Below are 20350 nucleotides of genomic sequence, written 5' to 3'. Positions count from 1 at the left end.
CCCTCCTTGAGCAAGGCAGAAATCCCAGATGAAAAACGATGACGTTATTCGCCTTTCTGCTGGGCTTTTTGTTCTTTGTACTTTTCTAATAGGTTCTCCGGCGGCGGTGGAACCTGAAGAAAGAAGCCATCATTTTGTAATGAAGCCTTCACTTTTTCGATATCAACTTGTGCCAATTTACGGCCATCAAGTTTAATCGTCATGACAGCGATAGGCTTACCGAACATCTGCATTAAGGTGTCAGGAACCTGTGAAAAATCATCCTTTTTCGGAATATAGAGATAAGTACCTTCTTTTTTCGAGCTTTTATAAATAGAACAAAGCATGACACGCCTTTTATGCTGATTTAGCCGCGTTGAGTGCGGATTAGGTTGTAAACGTCAAATTCTCGCAAACTTAATAGCAAATTTGAGATTAATTCACCTATTTGCCCCCGAGAGAACTTGCTGCGTCAAAGGATGAAATATAACATGACATACCTAGTTTAAGGCAACGCTCTTTCAATAAAGGCAAGAAGTCCACGATGACCCATTCACCAGACCTTAAAGGTAGCAGTTTTACATTGTCAGTTTTACACCTTTCTGACAATGAGATCGCAAAGACTGTCGAATTTTTGCAAGAAAAAGTTTCTCAAGCACCTTCTTTTTTTGCATCCGCGCCTTTGGTAATCAATATAGCAAAAGTACAAGGCGACATTGATTTCCCTAAGCTTAAACAAGGCATCTCAGATGCCGGTTTTATTCCGGTCGGTGTAACGGGCTGTAAAGACAAGCGTGTACAAAACCTTGCTTCCGAAGCTGGCTTCGCCATTATGTCGGCGAGCAAATCGCCAAGCCAAGCACCTGCCAAAATGGCACCAACGAAAGTAGTTCGTACGCCTGTCCGCTCAGGACAACAGATCTACGCAAAAGATGGTGATTTGGTGGTGCTAGCGCACGTAAGTGCAGGTGCTGAAGTCATTGCTGACGGCTCTATTCATATCCATGGCACACTTCGAGGTCGTGCGATTGCAGGAGCAAGTGGTCAGCAGGAAGCGCGTATTATTTGCCACGATTTACAAGCAGAACTGGTATCCATTGCGGGTGACTACTGGTTAAGCGATCAAATTGAAAGCGAGTACTGGCAAAAGAAAGTAATGATCAGTAAAGCCGATGAATCATTACATTTAGAAGTTCTCGCGATTTAATCTAAAAAGGAAAAAAAATGGCACGCATTATTGTAGTAACGTCTGGTAAAGGTGGCGTTGGTAAAACCACTTCAAGCGCAGCCATCGCCTCTGGTCTAGCTCTTAAGGGAAAAAAGACCGCGGTGATCGATTTTGACATCGGTTTGCGTAACCTCGATCTAATCATGGGCTGTGAGCGCCGCGTCGTGTATGACTTTGTAAACGTCATTAACGGTGAAGCGACATTAAACCAAGCGCTGATCAAAGATAAGCGCACGGACAACCTATTTATTCTTCCTGCTTCTCAAACTCGTGATAAAGACGCACTGACAAAAGATGGTGTTCAGCGCGTATTCGGCGAACTTGATGAAATGGGCTTTGATTTCATTATTTGTGATTCACCAGCAGGTATCGAACAAGGCGCGTTAATGGCCTTGTACTATGCCGATGAAGCCATTGTCACAACGAACCCAGAAGTCTCTTCTGTGCGTGACTCTGACCGCATTCTCGGTATTTTAGATTCCAAGTCACTGCGTGCAGAACAAGGGCTAGAGCCAGTAAAACAACACCTGCTACTGACTCGCTACAACCCATCTCGCGTCACTCAAGGCGAAATGCTAAGCGTTGAAGACGTAGAGGAGATCTTACATATTCCACTACTGGGCGTGATTCCAGAAAGCCAAGCCGTACTTAACGCGTCAAACAAAGGTGTGCCAGTCACTTTTGACGATAACACCGATGCGGGTATGGCTTATTCTGACACCGTTGATCGCTTATTAGGCAATCAGGTTGAATTTCGTTTCCTTACTGAGGAGAAGAAAGGACTCTTTAAACGACTCTTTGGAGGCTAGACATGTCATTATTAGAATTTTTCCGTCCACAGAAGAAAACTTCTGCGAATCTAGCTAAAGAGCGTTTGCAAATCATTGTCGCAGAGCGCCGCAGCCAAAATGATCCTGCGCCGTCTTACTTGCCTCAATTAAAAGAAGACATCTTGAAGGTGATCAGCAAGTACGTGGCAATTGATCCAAATATGGTTGACTTAACATTTGAGCACAAAGACGACGATATCTCAGTTCTTGAGCTGAATGTGAAGCTACCAGACGAAGAAAAGTAATCAGTTTCTCTCACCAGACGAATGCTCTAATTAGAACGAAAAAGGTTGGCATAGAGGCCAACCTTTTTCATCTTTCATTACTTTAATGCTTTGTTCATCTTGTCGCCGAGTAAATCCAAACGCCACCCTTGCATCAAATCAGGCAATACTTCTGGGTCACGATCTTTTTTCCAAACCCAACTGATCAACTGATTGATCTGCTTTTTAGAGGCAAGGAACTCCGTGGCTAAACCTGACTTCTGCGAAGCCGATTTCACCAAGTCTTTCATATTTTTGAAGACCTGCTTGTAACCCGGATAGTCCATTAAACGCTCAATTTTCGCAGGATACTCTTCAGAAGGTGTTTGCTTCGCTTGTTTAACAATCGCGGCAATCTTCGCGCCATGGCGGTTAATCGCTCGGATATCAATATCTTCTGCTTCCATCTTCTTAAAGTTCGTTAAACCAAGACGAGCGACCGTTAATAGATCACCTTCTTTGAAGATAAAGTTCAGCGCTAAATCTCGTTTGATTGCTTCACGATAACGCCACGTCGCCAATGGCTTTAAAATCGCCAGCTCAGAAGGTTTTAATTGCCAAGCGCCCTTAATATCAAGGTAGGCATTCTCTTCATTGGTTACGCGAATACGTTTCGAAACGAGTAAATCACTTTCTTGCTGTACAGCTTCCCACCAACCTGCTTGCGTCACCTTATCGAACAGCTTTTCGTATAACGGTAATAAGTAATGAACATCTGCGGCAGCATAATCTAATTGCTTTTGTGTCAGTGGACGAGCCATCCAGTCGGTACGTGATTCACTTTTGTCGAGCTCTACGCCTAAATATTCTTCCACCAGCGATGCGAAGCCTGTCGATAGGCCGTGACCGAGAAAAGCGGCCATCAGCTGCGTATCCACCATAGGGAATGGTGTACAACCAAAAGCGTTTTGGAAAACTTCTAAATCTTCACCACATGCGTGCAGCACTTTTAGCACAGAAGTATCTTTTAATAGCGCTACAAACGGCGTCATATCCGTTAATTCAGTCGGATCAATCAGCGAGAGGCGATTACCATCGAAAAGCTGAATCAGACCTAACTGCGGGTAGAAAGTGCGAATACGAACGAATTCGGTATCCAGCATCACAACGTCTGCCTCTCGGGCATGAGTGCAAACCTCTTCTAGGTCTTTGTTTTTAGTAATAATTTGATAGTTCACATACTTCTCGCTATAAAAATGCCAGCAAAACGCTGGCATTCTATCATTTTTTAAATCTCTCGACTCGACGAAATCGGCTTATGCGCTTTTCTTCGCAAGTTCAGCGTCATTCTCTTCGCGTAAAACACGACGCAAGATCTTACCGACATTGGTTTTAGGTAAGTCTTCGCGGAACTCAACCAACTTCGGAACTTTGTAGCCAGTTAAGTGTTCTCGACAATGCGCGATCACTTCGTCTTTGGTCAAGCTCGGATCGCGTTTCACGACATAAATCTTCACTAATTCACCAGACACTTCATGCGGCTGACCAATAGCAGCAACTTCAAGTACTTTGCCGTGTAGTGCTACAACGTCTTCAATTTCGTTCGGGTAAACATTAAAGCCTGATACTAAGATCATGTCTTTCTTACGGTCAACGATATGCAGGAAGCCTTCGTCATCGAACTTAACGATGTCGCCAGTTGATAGCCAGCCGTCTTCGTTAATCGTATCTTTCGTTGCTTCAGGTCGTTGCCAGTAACCTTGCATAACCTGAGGACCACGAACTTGAAGTTCACCAGTTTCAGTATTCGCAAGAGCGTTGCCTTCTTCGTCCACGATACGAACTTCTGTTGATGGTACCGGCAGACCAATAGAGCCATTGTATTCAACAAGATCATGCGGATATGCCGCCACCAACGGAGAACACTCTGTTAGACCGTAACCTTCGAGCAAATAGCAACCCGTGGTCTTTTGCCATCTTTCTGCCACTGAGCGCTGCACTGCCATGCCGCCGCCAACGGCTAAACGTAGATTACTGAAATCCAACTCGTGGAAATCTTCATTGTTGACCAATGCATTAAATAAGGTATTCACGCCCGTAATCGCAGTAAACGGATGCTTTTGTAGCTCTTTCACGAACCCTGGAATATCTCTAGGGTTGGTAATAAGTAAGTTACGACCACCCATTTCGACAAACAGCAGACAGTTTACGGTAAGAGCAAATACGTGATACAGCGGTAATGCTGTTACGACTAATTCACGCCCCGGAGATAAAACCGGTCCGTACGCGCCTTTTGCCTGTAGAACGTTCGCAATCATGTTGCGATGAGTCAGAATCGCACCTTTCGCGACACCTGTCGTCCCCCCCGTATATTGCAGGAATGCAATGTCATCCCCAGACATAAACGGTTTAACGTATTGTAGACGACGACCTTTACGTAGAGCCTGACGCATTGAGATAGCACCAGGTAAATCGTACTTAGGCACCATGCCCTTAACGTACTTCACGACAAAATCGACAATCGTACCTTTCGCTCGTGGCAGCATTTGACCAAGACTGGTTAACACTACGTGTTTGACCGGTGTTTTATCGACGATTTGTTCTAGCGTATTCGCAAAGTTAGACACAATCACAATCGTCGTCGCACCTGAGTCATTCAATTGGTGTTCAAGTTCACGAGGAGTGTAAAGTGGGTTAACGTTTACGGCGATACAACCTGCACGCAAAATACCAAATAATGCTACTGGGTATTGCAGTAAGTTTGGCATCATCAGAGCAACGCGGTCACCCTTTTGCAGTTTTAACTCGTTTTGCAGATACGCTGCGAATGCGCGACTACGCTCTTCCAATTTACGGAAGGTCATAACCGAGCCCATGTTCATGAATGCTGGTTGGTCTGCATATTTTTGTACAGACTGTTCAAACATTTCTACCAAAGACTCATATTGCTCTGGATTAATGGTTTCAGGTACGTCACTTGGATAACGTGAAAGCCATGGTTTATCCACGATGTTACTCCTCGTTTATAACTGGCTAAAAAAATAGCGTCCTTTTTATTTTGAAAGCTATTACAGCACAGCGAACGTGCTTGAGCACGCAACTCTCAAACACTTGTTTAAATTTTGTTAACTACACCAAGAATTCGCGTTGCGACCTCGAGTATTTGCTCTAAATGACAGTGATGACCACCCTTGACAGAAACCACTTGCGGTGGGTTCTCTCCCCAATCAGCTTGGTTAGATGGTAAATTCTGAAATCCTTGATCGCCTAATACAATCAAATGAGGACAACGTATTTGGCTGGTAATCGAGTTAGCATGCGCTTGCGCCATTCGGTAAAGCGACGCACATTTTAACTTGGCGTCATGCCGCCAATACCATTTATCTCCTCGCTGCTCTGTTCCACGCTCGACTATCGGTAGAAGCTGCTCAGCGGTTAATTGGTTGGCTTGCATGCGTAATTTTAACGCCAGATCGAAGGAGGCAATGGCTCGCTCTGGCTTGTTTTGCTGTCTTATTCGACTTAAAACGCCATCGCGAAGACGAGGCAAACTGTTAGTAGGATCCTCATGAAGAGGTCCTGCTCCCTCAATTTGCACAAGAGCTTCGACCTGCTCTGGAAACGCTGCACTATAGCAACTTGCGATTAAAGCACCAAGTGAATGCCCTACTAATATCAGTCTGTTTGGTGATAATTCGTCCAAAAACTGATACAAATCGGCAATATAGTCGTGAAAGGGGTAATAATTATCGTGAGATTTATGACTCGATAAACCGTGACCAAAATGATCGATGGCGAGGAGGTGTAAGTGAGGATTAAGTTGATTCAACTGCTCCATGAGCGCTTTAAAGCTGCCCGCATTATCTAACCACCCATGAAGAAAAACGACTGACAAGTCAGCCGTTTTCTCGTTCCCTATCTCAAGGGCTGCCATTTTGCCGGCAGGAAGCTCGAATTGACGCTCATGCATCGCAGATTATTTGACCTGTTTTATCACTTTACCGTCTTGCGGGAAATCATTACGCCACATGCGGCAGTTAATCGAGTAACATGGGTAAAAGTAGGTTGGCGAGTCATACATGCGTACACGTTCTTCAATTTTCCATAAACGGTACCCTTCCCCCTTAATTACTGGGAAGATGTAACCGTGCTCACCGATCTTTCCTTCTTCTTCCCCTGCTCCTTTGCCTACAACCGTCACCAAACGGCCTTCACTAAAGGCGACAGGCTCTAAATAGCCATCAAAATAGGCGACAAAACGCCCCGTAGGCTCTTCATCGATATCAGGTTTACCAGACTTACTGATAGGAAGGTTTACAATCTCTAGACGCGTTTTATCTTTAAAGTTATCCACTTTAGCGATGATTCCACCAAGGCGAACATCTTCACTCACTTGCCCCTGAGACTCAGCAAAAGCTTTATAGTCTGTAACGACCAATTCTGTGCTTGCATTTAGCTCCTCAGGCAACGAGCTACACGCAGACAAACCAACCGTAGCAAATAATGCGAGAAAAAACCGTCCAAAAACCTTCATAAACCACCTTTCAATATTAGTAACCCCAAGCTGGGGAGATCTCACACGTAAATATCGACACCAAGTAATTGAGCCAGTTCCTCTTTTTTAGCTCGATTCATGACATCCATGTACTGCTCCATTGCTTTACGTGCGCCCCCTTCAGGAAGGTCATATTGCACTTGAGCTCGGTGAATTTGGGACTCATCCACGTGTTTTATGGAGTGCGCCACGGCGTTAGCAACCTTTGAAGGCTGACCTACAGGCTGCTTTGTTTGTGATTTATTTACCTGCTTCTTTTGACTGGCTTTATTAGTGCGATTTGCACCGGGAATCAAAGAAGGAGGCAAGCCATTAATCGACGCCATAGCACTCCATAAAAATACAGGGCAAACGCCCTGCTTTTTGTCAGGTTAATGAAAAACGGACTATTCGCGACCAGGAAGTTTTTTCCATGTCACATTATCACGTAAATAAACAGGGCTCGAATCTTCGACCGGCACGGTATTACCCTTTTTAAATTCTTGTTCAGCAAGAATCACAATGTCTTGTGAATCAGGGTACAGAACGTCACCATGCGTCAAATTAAACGGTAGGTCTGCTAATACTTCTTGGTAAGCATCCCAACCAGTACCTGCTGTCGTCCACGTTTTGTCGTCTGCTTGTGCTTCTTCAACTAGACGTGCTGGTGGAATTACGCACTCTGCATCCATCTCTGCCCACTCACCGTTTGCTTGGCGAGTGTAACGTGCCCAGTAAACTTCACCCATACGTGCATCAATGGCCACAGCGACATCGGTCACACCATGTAAGCGATAGCTACCTTGAGCCATTGCAGCCAGCGTTGAAACGCCGATCATAGGTAAGTCAGCACCGAACGCCAAACCTTGTGCGATACCAATACCGATACGAACGCCAGTAAAGCTACCTGGACCACGTCCAAACGCTAACGCATCCAGCTCTTGTAGAGTCAGGCCAGCTTCTTTGAGTACTTCATCAACCATTGGCAGTACTTTTTTGGTGTGATCGCGTGGTGCAACCGCGCTACGTGAAATCACTTGATCATTAGCCAACAACGCAACTGAACAGTTTTCAGTCGCTGTATCGATAGCAAGAATTTTTGCGCTCATTTAACTCTCTACAACTTTCATTTATTGGGTTATGCCTCAGCACTTGCGTCTGTGACAGATTGTTCTGCTTTCAGGAATGCTTTGATTCCATCTAAGTCTCGCGTCCTTGGGATAGGTGGTAGGCTTCCGAGGAAAATACCACCATAGTCTCGCGTGACGAGGCGATTATCACAAATGATCAACGCACCGTGATCCTTCTGATCTCGAATTAATCGCCCTACTCCCTGCTTTAACGTAATCACTGCATCCGGGATTTGTACTTCAGCAAATGGTTCACCGCCACGTAATCGACAATCCTCGATACGGGCTTTGAGTAACGGATCGTCAGGGGCGGTAAACGGTAATTTGTCGATAATAACACAGCTCAGCGCATCACCTCTAACATCAATCCCTTCCCAGAAAGCGCCCGTCGCCACGAGTAAAGCGTTACCCAGTTCCATAAACTCCGCCAAGGTTTTCTGCTTACTCATCTCCCCTTGCATTAACACAGGCAGCTCAAGTACTTCTCGGAACTTCTCACCTAGTTCACGCATCATGCTGTGAGAGGTACATAAAAAGAAGCAGCGACCATCATTTTCTTCAATCACCGGAGCAAGCATTCGGACTAACTTATCCGCTAAGCCGTTACTGTTTGGCTCTGGCAAATACCTTGGCACACAAAGGCGCGCTTGCTTTTGATAATCAAAGGGGGACGGCAGAGAAAATTGCTTTGTAGGCTTGAGGCCAAGGCGCTCAGTAAAGTGCTTGAAATCGCCCGATACGGCTAGGGTTGCTGACGTGAAAATCCACGCGCCTTGTTTAATCTCTATTTGCTCATGGAACTTGTCCGCGACAGAAAGAGGCGTAATGTGCAGAGCGAAATGACGAGGCGAGGTATCGTACCAGTATGAGTAACCGGTAATATCGACATCACATACCCGGTCGATACGGCCTTTGATCAAATTTGCTCGTTCAAAGGCGGTATCCAGTAATTGACTGCGCCCTAAGGCTATTTTGAGTACATCAATCGCCAATTCGAGGCTGTCAGTTAAGCGCAATAATTCTCGCTTAATAGAACCTGATTGCAACGCCTCACGCCAGTTGCCACGAAAGCCTGGCTCACCCAATACAATCCGCATGTCCATTGCGCTTTGCATGAGTTTGTCGCCCACTTTTTGCAATTGACGCATATCTTTGGCTTCGGTGCGGTAGGCTATTTCAATGTCTTTGGCAAGATCGTGAATTTGGCGGCTTGAAACTGACTGGCCGAAATATTCGCTCGCAATATCTGGCAACTGATGAGCTTCATCAAAAATAAACACATCGGCTTCTGGAATCAGTTCACCGAATCCTGTTTCTTTGATCGCTAAATCAGCAAGAAACAAGTGATGGTTCACTACAACAATGTCGGAATCCATGGCTCGCTTACGCGCTTTCAATACAAAGCAATCGGTGTAGCTCGGACACTCTTTACCTAAACAGTTATCATTGGTTGAGGTGATGGTCGGAATGATCATGCTGTCTTCTGGCAGATCATCACAATCACCAAGGTCACCTGTTTTGGTTTCTGATGACCAAGCACGCACTTTAACCAGTTGAGTTAATAACGTCGGGTCAGATTCATTAGTGTGGCTTTCGACCATTTGGCGGCTCAAACGATCCAAACACAGATAATTAGAACGCCCTTTTAATAACGCCACTTGGCCATAAAAACCAAGCGCATTGACCATGAGCGGTAAGTCACGATGGTACAACTGCTCTTGCAAGTTTTTCGAGCCTGTACTGATGATCACTTTTTTACCGCTCAACAGCGCAGGGACTAGGTATGCGAAGGTCTTACCGGTTCCGGTTCCTGCCTCCACCACCAACTGGGTTTGATCTTTGATCGCACTGCTGACGGCTTCCGCCATATCGATTTGTGGCTGACGAGCTTGAAAGCCAGGAATGGCCTTACCTAACGCGCCATCAGAGGAAAAAGTTTTTGCGATCATGCTTGGTATTGAGTTTGAAAAATTATCGAGAGTATATCAGAGGAATAGGAGTGACATCAGCCCACAATCTGACCAGCTTGCGGCGACACGCGGATATTTTGTTGAAACCAAAGTAAGAATAGATTATTTATGGTGAAACATGGCAGTACAGTTACACCCGCCAGGGAATAATAACAAATTCGTACGCTAAAATATTAATGCATGGAAGTACCTGATTTATGGAAAAGAAAACACTGTTGACCCACTGTTCTGACGCCCCGGGTCTCATCTCGAAAATTACTAATATCTGTTACAAGCACCAACTCAACATCGTTCACAATAACGAATTTGTTGATAATACCAGTGGCCACTTTTTCATGAGAACGGAGCTAGAGGGATACTTCAACGATCAAACGTTTCTTGCCGACTTGGACCAAGCTCTCCCGCAAGGTGCTAAGCGTAAATTGGTTGGCTCTCGCCGTAAGCGCATCGTCATTCTCGTCACAAAAGAAGCGCATTGTTTAGGCGATATTCTGATGAAAACCTACGATGGAAGCCTAGATGTTGAGATCGCCGCTGTGGTGGGGAATTACGACAAACTGCAAACTCTCACTGAGCGCTTCGACATTCCTTACCACCACGTGACCCATGAAAACCTTAGCCGTGAAGAACACGAGCAGAAGATGCTAGAAGTGATCGATCAATACGATGCTGACTTTTTGGTGCTAGCTAAATACATGCGCGTATTAACGCCGACGTTTGTTGAGAAATATCACCACAAAATCATTAATATTCATCACAGCTTCTTACCTGCTTTTATTGGCGCGAAGCCATATCAACAAGCTTACGATCGCGGTGTGAAAATCATCGGTGCAACAGCACACTTCGTGACTAATGATTTAGATGAAGGGCCGATCATCAAGCAAGACGTAATTCCTGTCGACCATACATTCAATGCCCAAGATATGGCGCAAGCGGGACGCGATGTAGAGAAGAACGTATTGAGTAAGGCTTTGAATAAAGTGATCAATGACCACGTCTTTGTTTATGGGAATAAGACAGTGATCCTGTAATCCCTCCGTACTAGTTACAACGATAGTGAAACCCGTCCAACTTGGCGGGTTTCATCTTTTCAGAAGATCCCCCCTCCAATTCTAACCATCAAAGTTAAACCGATACGTTATAATTTTTCATTTCTCCACAACTATTTACTGAGAGAATGATTCCGTTTATCATTTGCCCTCCTTATAATAAACCACGTTAATATTACGGAATTAAAATGAAAAAAACGTTAGTGGCTTTTCTGATTGGGCTGACTTTACCAGCAACCACAATCGCAGATACTCTTGAGCCTGTTCAGAATGATGTATCCACTCGCATTATCGGCGGCGAACCTGCCAACACTTCCGACTGGAAATTTATTGCTTCACTGGTACGTAAAGGACAACCTACATCTATTGGTCACTTTTGTGGTGGCAGTTTCCTAGGTGGAAAATACGTATTAACTGCTGCGCACTGTGTGGAAGGTCTTAATGCGGACGATCTGGATATCGTTCTTGGTCTTTATGACCAAAACAACGAGTCTCAAGCACAGCGCATCGCCATTAAAAATATCTATTCACATGATGAATATAACAACATAACAACGAACAATGACATCGCTCTTATTGAATTAGAACGCAATATCGATAGCGCAACTATTGACCTGGCAACGCCAGAACTTTTAGATAGCGTACGCGTAGGAGACAAGTTGCACGTGGCTGGATGGGGAAATACGTCCACGACAGACCGAATATACCCAACCGTTTTACAACAAGTAGATTTGGAATACGTAGATCGAGCTACCTGCCAAAACCTACCAGGAAACTACTCTAATGTATCAGATGACGGTATTTGCGCCGGATACTATTGGGGAGGTAAAGATAGCTGCCAAGGAGATAGCGGCGGTCCACTCATCGTTGATGATAACGGTATCAACAAATTGCTAGGCGTGGTCAGCTGGGGGGATGGATGTGCTCAACCAAACGCTTATGGTGTTTACGCCAACGTCGCTCATTTTCAACACAATGGATGGATAGATAGCCATCGCAATACTATCAGCTTCACTAAGTACCGAGATCTTCGTTTCGTTGAGCGAAAAGCGCAGCAAGAGACCTTTACTATTCGTAATGACGATACTATCCCATTCAACATCTACCAAAGCACAATATCATACGGAAGTACCATCGAGAAAAGCACTTGTACTGGTACCTTAAAGCCTTCGCAAAGCTGTCAAATTACCGTCGGCTACCAACCTAGCTATTCGGGATCAGAAACAACGATAGAGCTCTTTACCGATCATCCGAAACTGTCCAGACTCACAACAACTTTCGAGTATTCAGGTGTAGATAAAGCAAGCAGATCAGTGCGTAATGCCATTCCGCTAGCAGACGCAAATGTTTATACCGGTCAAAACGCTTGGACGGCTGAAAATGGTGAACTGCAATCAGCGGATATGGGAGCTTATCCTGGTGTATCTGAGCTGGTTTTGACCGATCTTCCGAAGGGCAAACTTACCATGGATCTCAAAGTAATGTCCGATGGTTTTGATTACTTGTTCATCTTAGTTAATGGTGAAATTTACGATAGCACCAACCAACTCCTCGATTATAAAGAGATCCAGATCGATCTTTACAAAGCATCTAATACGATAACGTTTGAATACGTCCAACACCCGTTTTCAAGTGGCATTTACAGCGCGCAAGCATTTGTTCGCAACATAAATATGTCAGTCAGCACAGATAATACGGGCGATGCTGGTAACGACGTTAATAAAAAGTCTAGTTCAGGCGGCAGTTTATCTATTGGCCTACTGGTGTTAATGGCTGCAGGTTCATTCGTACGACGCAAAAAAAGGTAACGAGATGAAACATAGACTCAAGATATTCCTACTTGGTTTGGGCACTATCAGTTTAACTGCATGTTCAGCAAACGCAGGACTGCAAACAAACCAGACGTCTGAGCACCAAGCAATGATGGTAGAGACTTATAGGACAAGTGAGAGTCAAATTTCATTTATCACAGAGTCTAACGGCTGCAGTAAGAACGATGATTTTAGCCTAAAAATAGAGCAAAGCTCACAGACAGAAGCTCTTATTACTATCGTTAGAGACAAGGCGGATCATTGTAAACGAATGCCGTTTGCCAAAACTTTTACACTGCCTTTAGATGAAGAGTTGAAAGGCAAAAAACTTTCCATTACCAACCCAAAAAGCAAGTCACTGGCTAAATAGTGATTCGCTTACGAAAGGGAGCCTCGGCTCCCTTTTTGCCTATCGCAACTCAGCAATTCTCACCCTAGCGTTTTACGCCTGCTCAGACTCCACAATACGCTTAAGTGAATGCGGGTGCAGCTTGATACAAATGCCTTGGTACTTAAACGCCACCGTTGGGTTGTTCAAGCGTTCGCCATCCCCTTTCGGGCTCGACAGTTTGATCTTCACACCCAGCTCTTCCAACTCATTAAAACGCGCCCCAAACGCTGGGTAAGTATGTTTCAAATCAGCAAGAAACTCGTCTGCAGTTTCGGTATGAGACGGAATAACAAACTCCACATGTTCCCAGCTTTCAGTTGGGTAGATTTTGCCTTCCGCAGGGTATGGCAGTTCCAGACACTCTATCTTCCAGCCACGGCTTTCTAACGCTTTGTCGAATTCAATAACAATAATCGGGCGACCGTTGATTTTCGCTTGTGAAATCACCTTACCGTATTGATTCCATGCTTCATGCGCGGCTTTTGCTGTTTCAGTATCATTAATTCGCAGCGCAATATGGTCAGCTTGAGCAAAGCTCAGATCCAGTTTTAACAGGGATGCAAGCTCTTCAATCTTCGCCATAAATGCATCCAGATCTTGGATCATCAATTTAGGCGCTAGGCGTTTTTCAACTAGTTGAGTCGTCATTGTGGTTCTCTTTTGGGGCGATTTATCTCATTACTCTGAGCGCAATAGTAAACGCAAACCAAACCACATTTCCATTCAATCGAAAAAGTATAAATTTCCCCAATTCCTCTCTGTATGAAAAGCAATAAAGTTGTTATCATTAGGCCCATTTTTGTGAACTCCAACAGAACTCGGCACTTACTTCGCCGAGTTCTTCGTCCTTGAATTGAAGGAAACGCGTGTGAATATCCAAGCACTTATTAATGACAAAGTATCTCAGGCTCTAGAAGCCGCTGGCGCACCTGCAGGCAGTCCTGCGGCAGTACGCCAATCAGCAAAGCCACAATTTGGTGACTACCAAGCAAACGGCGTAATGGGCGTTGCTAAAAAACTGGGTACTAACCCACGAGAATTTGCACAGAAAGTACTGGATGTTCTAGACCTAGATGGTATTGCGAGCAAGACAGAAATCGCTGGCCCTGGTTTCATCAACATTTTCCTAAGCGAAGAGTTCCTAGCAAAACAAGCGGAAGCAGCACTGGCTGACTCACGTCTTGGCGTTGCAGAAGACGAAGCTCAAACTATCGTTGCTGACTACTCTGCACCAAACGTTGCTAAAGAAATGCACGTTGGTCACCTACGTTCAACCATCATCGGTGATGCGGTAGTACGTACTCTTGAGTTCCTAGGTCACAAAGTGATCCGTGCGAACCACATCGGCGACTGGGGTACTCAGTTCGGTATGCTTATCGCAAACCTTGAGCGTGTACAACAAGAGTCTGGCGAAGTTTCTATGGAACTTGCGGACCTTGAAGGCTTCTACCGCGAATCGAAAAAGCTGTACGACGAAGATGAAGACTTCGCAGTAAAGGCGCGAAACTACGTTGTGAAACTGCAAAGCGGTGACGAGTACTGTGCAGAAATGTGGAAAAAACTCGTTGATGTAACCATGATCCAAAACCAGCGCAACTACGACCGTCTAAACGTGTCACTGACTCGTGACGACGTGATGGGCGAGAGCATGTACAACGACATGCTTCCTAAGATCGTTGCAGACCTAAAAGAACAAGGTCTTGCCGTTGAAGATGATGGCGCGCAAGTTGTATTCCTAGATGAATACAAGAACAAAGATGGCGAACCAATGGGCGTTATCGTTCAAAAACGCGATGGCGGTTTCCTATACACAACAACAGACATCGCATGTGCAAAATATCGTTATGAAGAGCTAAGCGCAGACCGTGTGCTTTACTTCATCGACTCACGTCAACACCAGCACCTAATGCAAGCTTGGACAATTGTTCGTAAAGCAGGCTACGTGCCAGAGTCAGTATCTCTTGAGCACCACGCGTTCGGCATGATGCTTGGTAAAGATGGTAAGCCATTCAAGACTCGTGCGGGTGGTACCGTTCGCCTTGCCGACCTTCTAGATGAAGCAGAAGTTCGTGCAGCACAACTGATCGAATCTAAAAACCCTGAGCTAGATGCGGAAGAAAAAGAGAAGATCTCTAAAACAGTTGCAATGGCAGCGGTTAAATACTCTGACTTATCTAAACACCGTACGACTGACTACGTGTTCGATTGGGACAACATGTTAGCGTTTGAAGGTAACACAGCACCATACATGCAATATGCATACACTCGCGTAGCTTCTATTTTCGCTAAAGCTGGTGTTGCTATGGACGCTCTCCAAGGTGACATCAAAATCACTGATGAGAAAGAGAAAGCACTTATTGCTAAGCTTATGCAGTTCGAAGAAGCGGTTCAATCTGTCGCTCGCGAAGGTCAACCACACATCATGTGTAGCTACCTATTCGAACTAGCAGGTCAGTTCTCTAGCTTCTACGAAGCGTGCCCTATCCTAGTTGCTGAAGACGAAGCAGTGAAACAAAGCCGTCTGAAACTAGCAGCGCTAACAGCGAAGACCATCAAGCAAGGTCTGTCTCTACTAGGTATTGATACTCTAGAGCGCATGTAAGCGATTCGAGAATCGAGAATCGAGAATCGAGAATCGAGAATCGAGAATCGAGAATCGAGAATCGAGAATCGATATGATTTCAAAAGGTTGGCGTGAAAGCGTCAACCTTTTGTTTTATCTGGCGTATACTGATGTCATTCAATTCAAATCGGATAATATAATGAGTTTTGAACTGCACCCTCAATTGGCAAAAGACACTACCGTTATCGGTCACTTCCCACTGTGTGTGGCACTTCTGCATAAAGACAATGCCGTGCCATGGGTTATTTTGGTACCTAAACGTGCAAACCTAAAAGAGCTTCACCACTTGCCAATGAAAGAACAGCAACAGTTTTTGCTAGAATCTCAGGCAGTAAGCCAAGCACTGGAAGCAACATTCCGTCCAGACAAGTTAAACCTTGGCGCACTAGGTAACATGGTGCCACAGCTGCACATTCACCATATTGCTCGCTTCAAAGATGACGTCGCATGGCCGGGACCGGTTTGGGGTAACACCAAAGGTGAATTCCGTACAGAAGAAGAGCAAAACGAATTACTTGGTCGCATTAAAAACGTGTTGTCACTGAGCTCTATTTTCCAAAAAGCATAAGAACTGCAAGCGAAAATAATTCGCCTTTGAATACGGCTGAAATAGACAGAGAAAGATTAATACGTATTTGTAACAATCTTTCTCATTTTTCTGGGATTATCACTAAAATAAAACTTGTTTAGACTACCAGCTCAGTTAGAGAGGGTCATCATGAAACAAGTCTTCAACACATTCCGATACGTCAGCTGGATCGCCATCATCTGTTCCATGGCTGCTTCATTCTTGCTTTTTCTTATGGGTGCAGCAAAAACCTATTCGGCATTTGCGGTCTTCATTCTCAATCAAACACCTCCAGAAGCACTCGCACATTTAGATAAAGCAGACATCGCGATCGCTTATTTGATCAAGTCACTGGATACGTTTCTTGTCGCACTAGTTTTGTTCATCTTTGCTCACGGCATCTACACACTATTTATTTCCAACAAAGCTAAAGCGAAAACACAAGAGCAGTCGGTTTTGCATTGGATCAGAACCCCGAACATCGGCCATCTAAAAAACATTTTGGCTGAAGTCATCATCGTGATCTTGTTTGTGAAGTTCTTAGAGCTCGTGCTGATTAACTTCGACAGCTTAGATTGGACGATCTTAACATTACCTATTTCGATTTTAGTTTTAAGTCTTGGTTTGAAGTTCCTAGGGTTAGGCGCGACTAAACACTCTGAAGAACATTAATTTCGCTGTATTCACAAACAATAACCAGCAAAATAAAAGCCGCATCATTGCTGATGCGGCTTTGTCGTTTTTACGTGATAATTTTTAGGTGACTAATTTTGATAGTCGCTACATGGTGACTGTCAGAGACAAACCATCTTGTTTAGTCACTGAGTAGCGAACACGAGTCACGTCATGAGCTTTATTAGTGTCGACTAGGCGGCTAATTTTGCCCTTCTTAATCCACACGTTTAACATCGCGTCGGCGCCATCTTCACTCATCCCAAACTGTTTAGCCAGATCTGACTGGGAGACGGTTCCTTTGTCTGCAATGTATTGATAAAGCTCTTTTAAAATCATGCTACTTGCGCCTCTAATGCACCGTTTTGTTTCTTACCAACTTGTTTGAACACACGGTAGGTACCAAAGAAGATAGCAACGATCACAGCCATCCAAATGCCACTTGTCACTGGGCTATCTGCGAAATGCGTCAATTGGTTGTAGAACGTCGCACATAGGTAAGCCAAGCCCATTGTCCAAACCGCAATAAAGCGTGCGAACTTATGACCAAACTCACGTACGTAAGCCCCCATCGCCGCCACACAAGGTGTGTACAGTAGGATAAAGATTAGGTAAGCAAATGCGGCATTGCCAGAAGCAAACTGAGATTTAATGTTACCGAAGATAGAAGCATCGACTTCTTGTTCTTCGGCAACGGCATTTGAGTCAGTTAAGTCACCCACTTCAATGCCTAGTGGATCTGAGTAGCTCAAACCGGCTAGGTTTTCAGGGATACTCATTACTGCCTCTTCTAGGCTGCCCATTAGATCAAATTCTGCGTCTTCACCGTCGCTTGGCGTAGTGTATAGACTGTTCAGCGTACCAACTACCGCCTCTTTTGCGAAGATACCAGTAATGATACCTACCGTCGCTGGCCAGTTGTCTTCTTGAACACCGATTGGTGAGAATACTGGAGTCACTACTTGCGCTGCTTTAGAAAGCACAGAGTTTTCGCTGTCTTCGTTACCAAAACTGCCATCAGTACCCAATGAGTTGAAGAAACTCAGAATAGCAACAACGATAACGATGGTTTTACCTGCACCAAGTACAAAGCGCTTTAGCTTTTGCCAAGTTTTGATCACCACGTTTTGTAGCGTCGGAAGCTCGTAATCTGGCATTTCCATCACTAGGCTGTCGCTGCTACCTGGGTAAAGCGTGTGCTTAAGGAAAAGACCTGTGAAGATCGCTGCCACAATACCAAGTAGGTAAAGTGCGAATACAATGTTCTGGCCAGAACCTGGGAAGAATGCCGCAGCGAATAGCGCGTATACAGGCAGACGAGCACCACATGACATAAATGGTGCCATAGAGGCAGCCAGTTTACGCTCACGTTCTTGGTCTAGAGTACGAGTTGCCATGATTGACGGTACGTTACAGCCAAAACCAAGAACCAACGGTACAAATGCTTTGCCCGGTAGGCCGATCTTCTGCATCACTTTATCTAGTACGAATGCTGCACGAGCCATGTAACCTGAGCTCTCAAGTACCGCTAGGAAGAGGTACAAACACGCGATAACCGGAATGAAGGTTGCAACCGTCTGGATACCACCACCGATACCATCAGCAAGAACCGTCACTAACCACACAGGCAAATGACCGTCTAACAAGTGATGCCCACCATCAACCAATAATGCGCCCACACCAATGTCAAAAAAGTCGATAAATGCACTACCGATGTTAATCGAGAACATAAACATCAGGTACATAACAACAAAGAAGAAAGGAATTCCAATCCACTTGTTCAAAATAAACTGGTCGAGTCTTTCAGTCACACTACGACTTAACTTGCCTTCGCTTCGGCGAACTTTTTTACACTGTTCATGCAGATGCGTGTACTTAGTATCCGCGACATGCAAATCGATATCCAAATCTAACGTCGTAATGACTTCCAAGACTTTGCTTCTATCAATATCAGAAAGACTATTGAGCACCATTGTGTCTTTTTCAAGCGCACGAATCGCTAGTGCACGATGAGCGACGTTTTGGTCGTTAAAAAGTGCGGAAACCGTTTGAATTGCCGACTCCATCTTCTCACCGTAATGCAAAGACAATTCTTTAAGTGGCACTCCTTGAACGATGGATTTATGGAGCTTTTCTTTAAACTCTGCCACTTGAGTTTTATTGGTTGCAGATAAACTGACAACCGGACAACCTAACGTTTTCTCAAGCTCTGCAACGTTAATCATCTGACGTTCACGCTTTAGCGCATCCATCTTGTTGAGGACAACAATCATAGGGCGACCAAGTTCGCGAAGTTGCAGCGTCATGTATAAGCTGCGCTCTAAACTTGTAGCATCCACCACGTTAATAATGAGATCAGCAGGATGAGTTAGAACCGCACGCGATGCGATGGATTCATCAATACTATTACTATCATTACCACTGTCTAATGAGTAAATACCCGGAAGGTCAGTGAGCAAAAACTCATCCCCAGCATGCTTGAATTGTCCCGTTTTCTTTTCAACCGTGACGCCTGCCCAGTTACCAACTTGCTGTTTTGCGCCAGTTAAACCATTAAATAGCGTCGTTTTACCACTATTAGGGTTACCTACGGTTAGCACTTGATATTGCATTACACTCGCTCCACTTCAATTTTCTGAGCAATTGTTTCTCGCAATGCGACAGACACACCACGGACTTCGACTTGTAAAGGATCGCCCATTGGCGCACGTCGAATCACTTTGACTTCTGTATTGGGAAGCAGCCCCATTACCATGAGTTTCTTTCTGATATCTGATGAAAGACCATCTAACAACCGAATCGTCACCGTATCGCCAGGATTAATCTCTGATAACTTCATAGTGGCCCTTAAGAGTATTGCTAATGAGAAATATTATTATTTAATAAGTTTAGGTTGCCAATATTACTCCCCTATACCCCTTCAATCCTTGTGTGAAATCAAAGATTCCGTAAATGTTTTCACGCTTTCAAACGTTAACTTCGTAAATTTCCTCTCGTTATTTACGTCAAAATTAACAATTACAAATGACACCTAACGAAACAAAAATGTCACAAACCAAGACAGAAAACAAAAAATTCAAATTAAAACAATGGCTTAAGTAAAAAACCAAACGTTGTCGCTTTTCTCATATAAACATGGCGTTATTTTTATAAGAAAAATAAGTAACCTCTCGTATAGTTACTCCATCGAGAGGGCAACCTCTCTAATAAATTCCAGAGGTGGCATGGCAACATGTCACTCCGGCAGCAAGCGAAGGTGTCCTTGACACCCGTGGTATAGTCCCCCCGGCTATACCACGATATTTTTTTTCACCTCTTTCAAAACTTCTTTACCTTATTCATCTTTTCAACACAGTTTTCGT

21 protein-coding genes are annotated in these 20350 nt (G+C 44.6%); 9 read left to right on the top strand and 12 right to left on the bottom strand.

Annotated elements, in window-relative coordinates:
• Positions 1–44 precede the first annotated feature (44 nt).
• Complete coding sequence (locus R7Q38_RS12285; RefSeq protein WP_005382303.1) at positions 45–326, bottom strand: YcgL domain-containing protein; 282 nt, start codon at positions 324–326, stop codon at positions 45–47.
• A 197-nt stretch (positions 327–523) separates the two neighbouring features.
• On the opposite strand from R7Q38_RS12285, the gene minC reads away from it, so the two are divergent.
• Genes minC through minE form a run of 3 tightly spaced genes read left to right on the top strand, consistent with a single transcriptional unit; the run spans position 524 to position 2282 of the window.
• On the top strand, positions 524–1186 hold the full coding sequence (gene minC, locus R7Q38_RS12280) for a septum site-determining protein MinC (protein ID WP_005382304.1): 663 nt from the start codon (positions 524–526) through the stop codon (positions 1184–1186).
• A 17-nt stretch (positions 1187–1203) separates the two neighbouring features.
• Positions 1204–2016: a septum site-determining protein MinD gene (gene minD, locus R7Q38_RS12275; RefSeq protein ID WP_005388331.1), complete on the top strand. Its 813-nt coding sequence runs from the start codon at positions 1204–1206 to the stop codon at positions 2014–2016.
• A 2-nt stretch (positions 2017–2018) separates the two neighbouring features.
• Positions 2019–2282, top strand: coding sequence for a cell division topological specificity factor MinE (minE, locus tag R7Q38_RS12270; RefSeq protein ID WP_005388332.1), 264 nt, complete (start codon positions 2019–2021; stop codon positions 2280–2282).
• Positions 2283–2359: 77 nt separating this feature from the next.
• Here minE and rnd read toward each other — a convergent pair whose 3' ends face one another.
• From rnd to R7Q38_RS12235, 7 genes are all read right to left on the bottom strand, one after another.
• Positions 2360–3478 (bottom strand): ribonuclease D, encoded by a 1119-nt coding sequence (gene rnd, locus R7Q38_RS12265; RefSeq protein ID WP_031777213.1) that lies wholly within the window; start codon positions 3476–3478, stop codon positions 2360–2362.
• A gap of 78 nt (positions 3479–3556) precedes the next feature.
• Complete coding sequence (fadD, locus tag R7Q38_RS12260; RefSeq protein ID WP_005382216.1) at positions 3557–5248, bottom strand: long-chain-fatty-acid--CoA ligase FadD; 1692 nt, start codon at positions 5246–5248, stop codon at positions 3557–3559.
• A 107-nt stretch (positions 5249–5355) separates the two neighbouring features.
• Positions 5356–6210: an alpha/beta fold hydrolase gene (locus R7Q38_RS12255; RefSeq protein ID WP_005382215.1), complete on the bottom strand. Its 855-nt coding sequence runs from the start codon at positions 6208–6210 to the stop codon at positions 5356–5358.
• 6 nt (positions 6211–6216) lie between these two features.
• Positions 6217–6774, bottom strand: a complete 558-nt coding sequence (locus R7Q38_RS12250) for a Slp family lipoprotein (RefSeq protein WP_005382214.1) — start codon at positions 6772–6774, stop codon at positions 6217–6219.
• A 41-nt stretch (positions 6775–6815) separates the two neighbouring features.
• Positions 6816–7121: a hypothetical protein gene (locus R7Q38_RS12245; protein ID WP_047102883.1), complete on the bottom strand. Its 306-nt coding sequence runs from the start codon at positions 7119–7121 to the stop codon at positions 6816–6818.
• Positions 7122–7181: 60 nt separating this feature from the next.
• Complete coding sequence (gene tsaB / locus R7Q38_RS12240) at positions 7182–7883, bottom strand: tRNA (adenosine(37)-N6)-threonylcarbamoyltransferase complex dimerization subunit type 1 TsaB (protein WP_033906910.1); 702 nt, start codon at positions 7881–7883, stop codon at positions 7182–7184.
• 29 nt (positions 7884–7912) lie between these two features.
• A complete protein-coding gene (locus R7Q38_RS12235; RefSeq protein ID WP_005382210.1) occupies positions 7913–9853 on the bottom strand; it encodes an ATP-dependent DNA helicase in 1941 nt (646 codons plus the stop codon).
• Between the two features lie 218 nt (positions 9854–10071).
• On the opposite strand from R7Q38_RS12235, the gene purU reads away from it, so the two are divergent.
• From purU to R7Q38_RS12220, 3 genes are all read left to right on the top strand, one after another.
• Entirely contained in the window at positions 10072–10905 is an 834-nt protein-coding gene (gene purU / locus R7Q38_RS12230; protein ID WP_005382206.1) for a formyltetrahydrofolate deformylase, read from the top strand.
• Positions 10906–11111: 206 nt separating this feature from the next.
• Positions 11112–12731 carry a S1 family peptidase gene (locus R7Q38_RS12225; RefSeq protein WP_167415074.1) on the top strand — a complete coding sequence of 540 codons (1620 nt, stop codon included), beginning with the start codon at positions 11112–11114 and terminating at the stop codon, positions 12729–12731.
• A 4-nt stretch (positions 12732–12735) separates the two neighbouring features.
• Positions 12736–13104 carry a hypothetical protein gene (locus R7Q38_RS12220; protein ID WP_005382200.1) on the top strand — a complete coding sequence of 123 codons (369 nt, stop codon included), beginning with the start codon at positions 12736–12738 and terminating at the stop codon, positions 13102–13104.
• A gap of 72 nt (positions 13105–13176) precedes the next feature.
• Here R7Q38_RS12220 and R7Q38_RS12215 read toward each other — a convergent pair whose 3' ends face one another.
• A complete protein-coding gene (locus R7Q38_RS12215) occupies positions 13177–13773 on the bottom strand; it encodes a VOC family protein (RefSeq protein WP_167415073.1) in 597 nt (198 codons plus the stop codon).
• Between the two features lie 220 nt (positions 13774–13993).
• Here R7Q38_RS12215 and argS point away from each other — a divergent pair, with 220 nt between their 5' ends.
• The 3 genes from argS (at position 13994) to R7Q38_RS12200 (ending at position 16988) form a co-directional block, all read left to right on the top strand.
• The gene (gene argS / locus R7Q38_RS12210) at positions 13994–15727 is read left to right on the top strand and encodes an arginine--tRNA ligase (RefSeq protein WP_054576704.1); all 1734 of its coding nucleotides are present in this window, start codon (positions 13994–13996) and stop codon (positions 15725–15727) included.
• Positions 15728–15887: 160 nt separating this feature from the next.
• Positions 15888–16316 (top strand): HIT family protein, encoded by a 429-nt coding sequence (locus R7Q38_RS12205; RefSeq protein ID WP_005446436.1) that lies wholly within the window; start codon positions 15888–15890, stop codon positions 16314–16316.
• Between the two features lie 150 nt (positions 16317–16466).
• Positions 16467–16988 (top strand): YqhA family protein, encoded by a 522-nt coding sequence (locus R7Q38_RS12200; RefSeq protein ID WP_042523163.1) that lies wholly within the window; start codon positions 16467–16469, stop codon positions 16986–16988.
• Between the two features lie 108 nt (positions 16989–17096).
• Here the strand turns inward: R7Q38_RS12200 and R7Q38_RS12195 are convergent, their stop codons facing one another.
• Genes R7Q38_RS12195 through R7Q38_RS12185 form a run of 3 tightly spaced genes read right to left on the bottom strand, consistent with a single transcriptional unit; the run spans position 17097 to position 19827 of the window.
• Positions 17097–17327 (bottom strand): FeoC-like transcriptional regulator, encoded by a 231-nt coding sequence (locus R7Q38_RS12195; RefSeq protein ID WP_005382192.1) that lies wholly within the window; start codon positions 17325–17327, stop codon positions 17097–17099.
• Entirely contained in the window at positions 17324–19600 is a 2277-nt protein-coding gene (gene feoB / locus R7Q38_RS12190; RefSeq protein ID WP_239938472.1) for a Fe(2+) transporter permease subunit FeoB, read from the bottom strand. The genes R7Q38_RS12195 and feoB overlap by 4 nt, the downstream gene beginning before the upstream one ends.
• On the bottom strand, positions 19600–19827 hold the full coding sequence (locus tag R7Q38_RS12185; RefSeq protein ID WP_005382190.1) for a ferrous iron transport protein A: 228 nt from the start codon (positions 19825–19827) through the stop codon (positions 19600–19602). The genes feoB and R7Q38_RS12185 overlap by 1 nt, the downstream gene beginning before the upstream one ends.
• Positions 19828–20350 lie beyond the last annotated feature (523 nt).

The organism is Vibrio sp. Vb0598 (assembly GCF_033338935.1).
In the GTDB taxonomy this organism is placed as follows: Bacteria; Pseudomonadota; Gammaproteobacteria; order Enterobacterales; family Vibrionaceae; genus Vibrio; species Vibrio alginolyticus.
The sequence above is the reverse complement of the archived record's forward strand: the minus strand, read 5'-3'. Positions and strand labels throughout refer to the sequence as shown.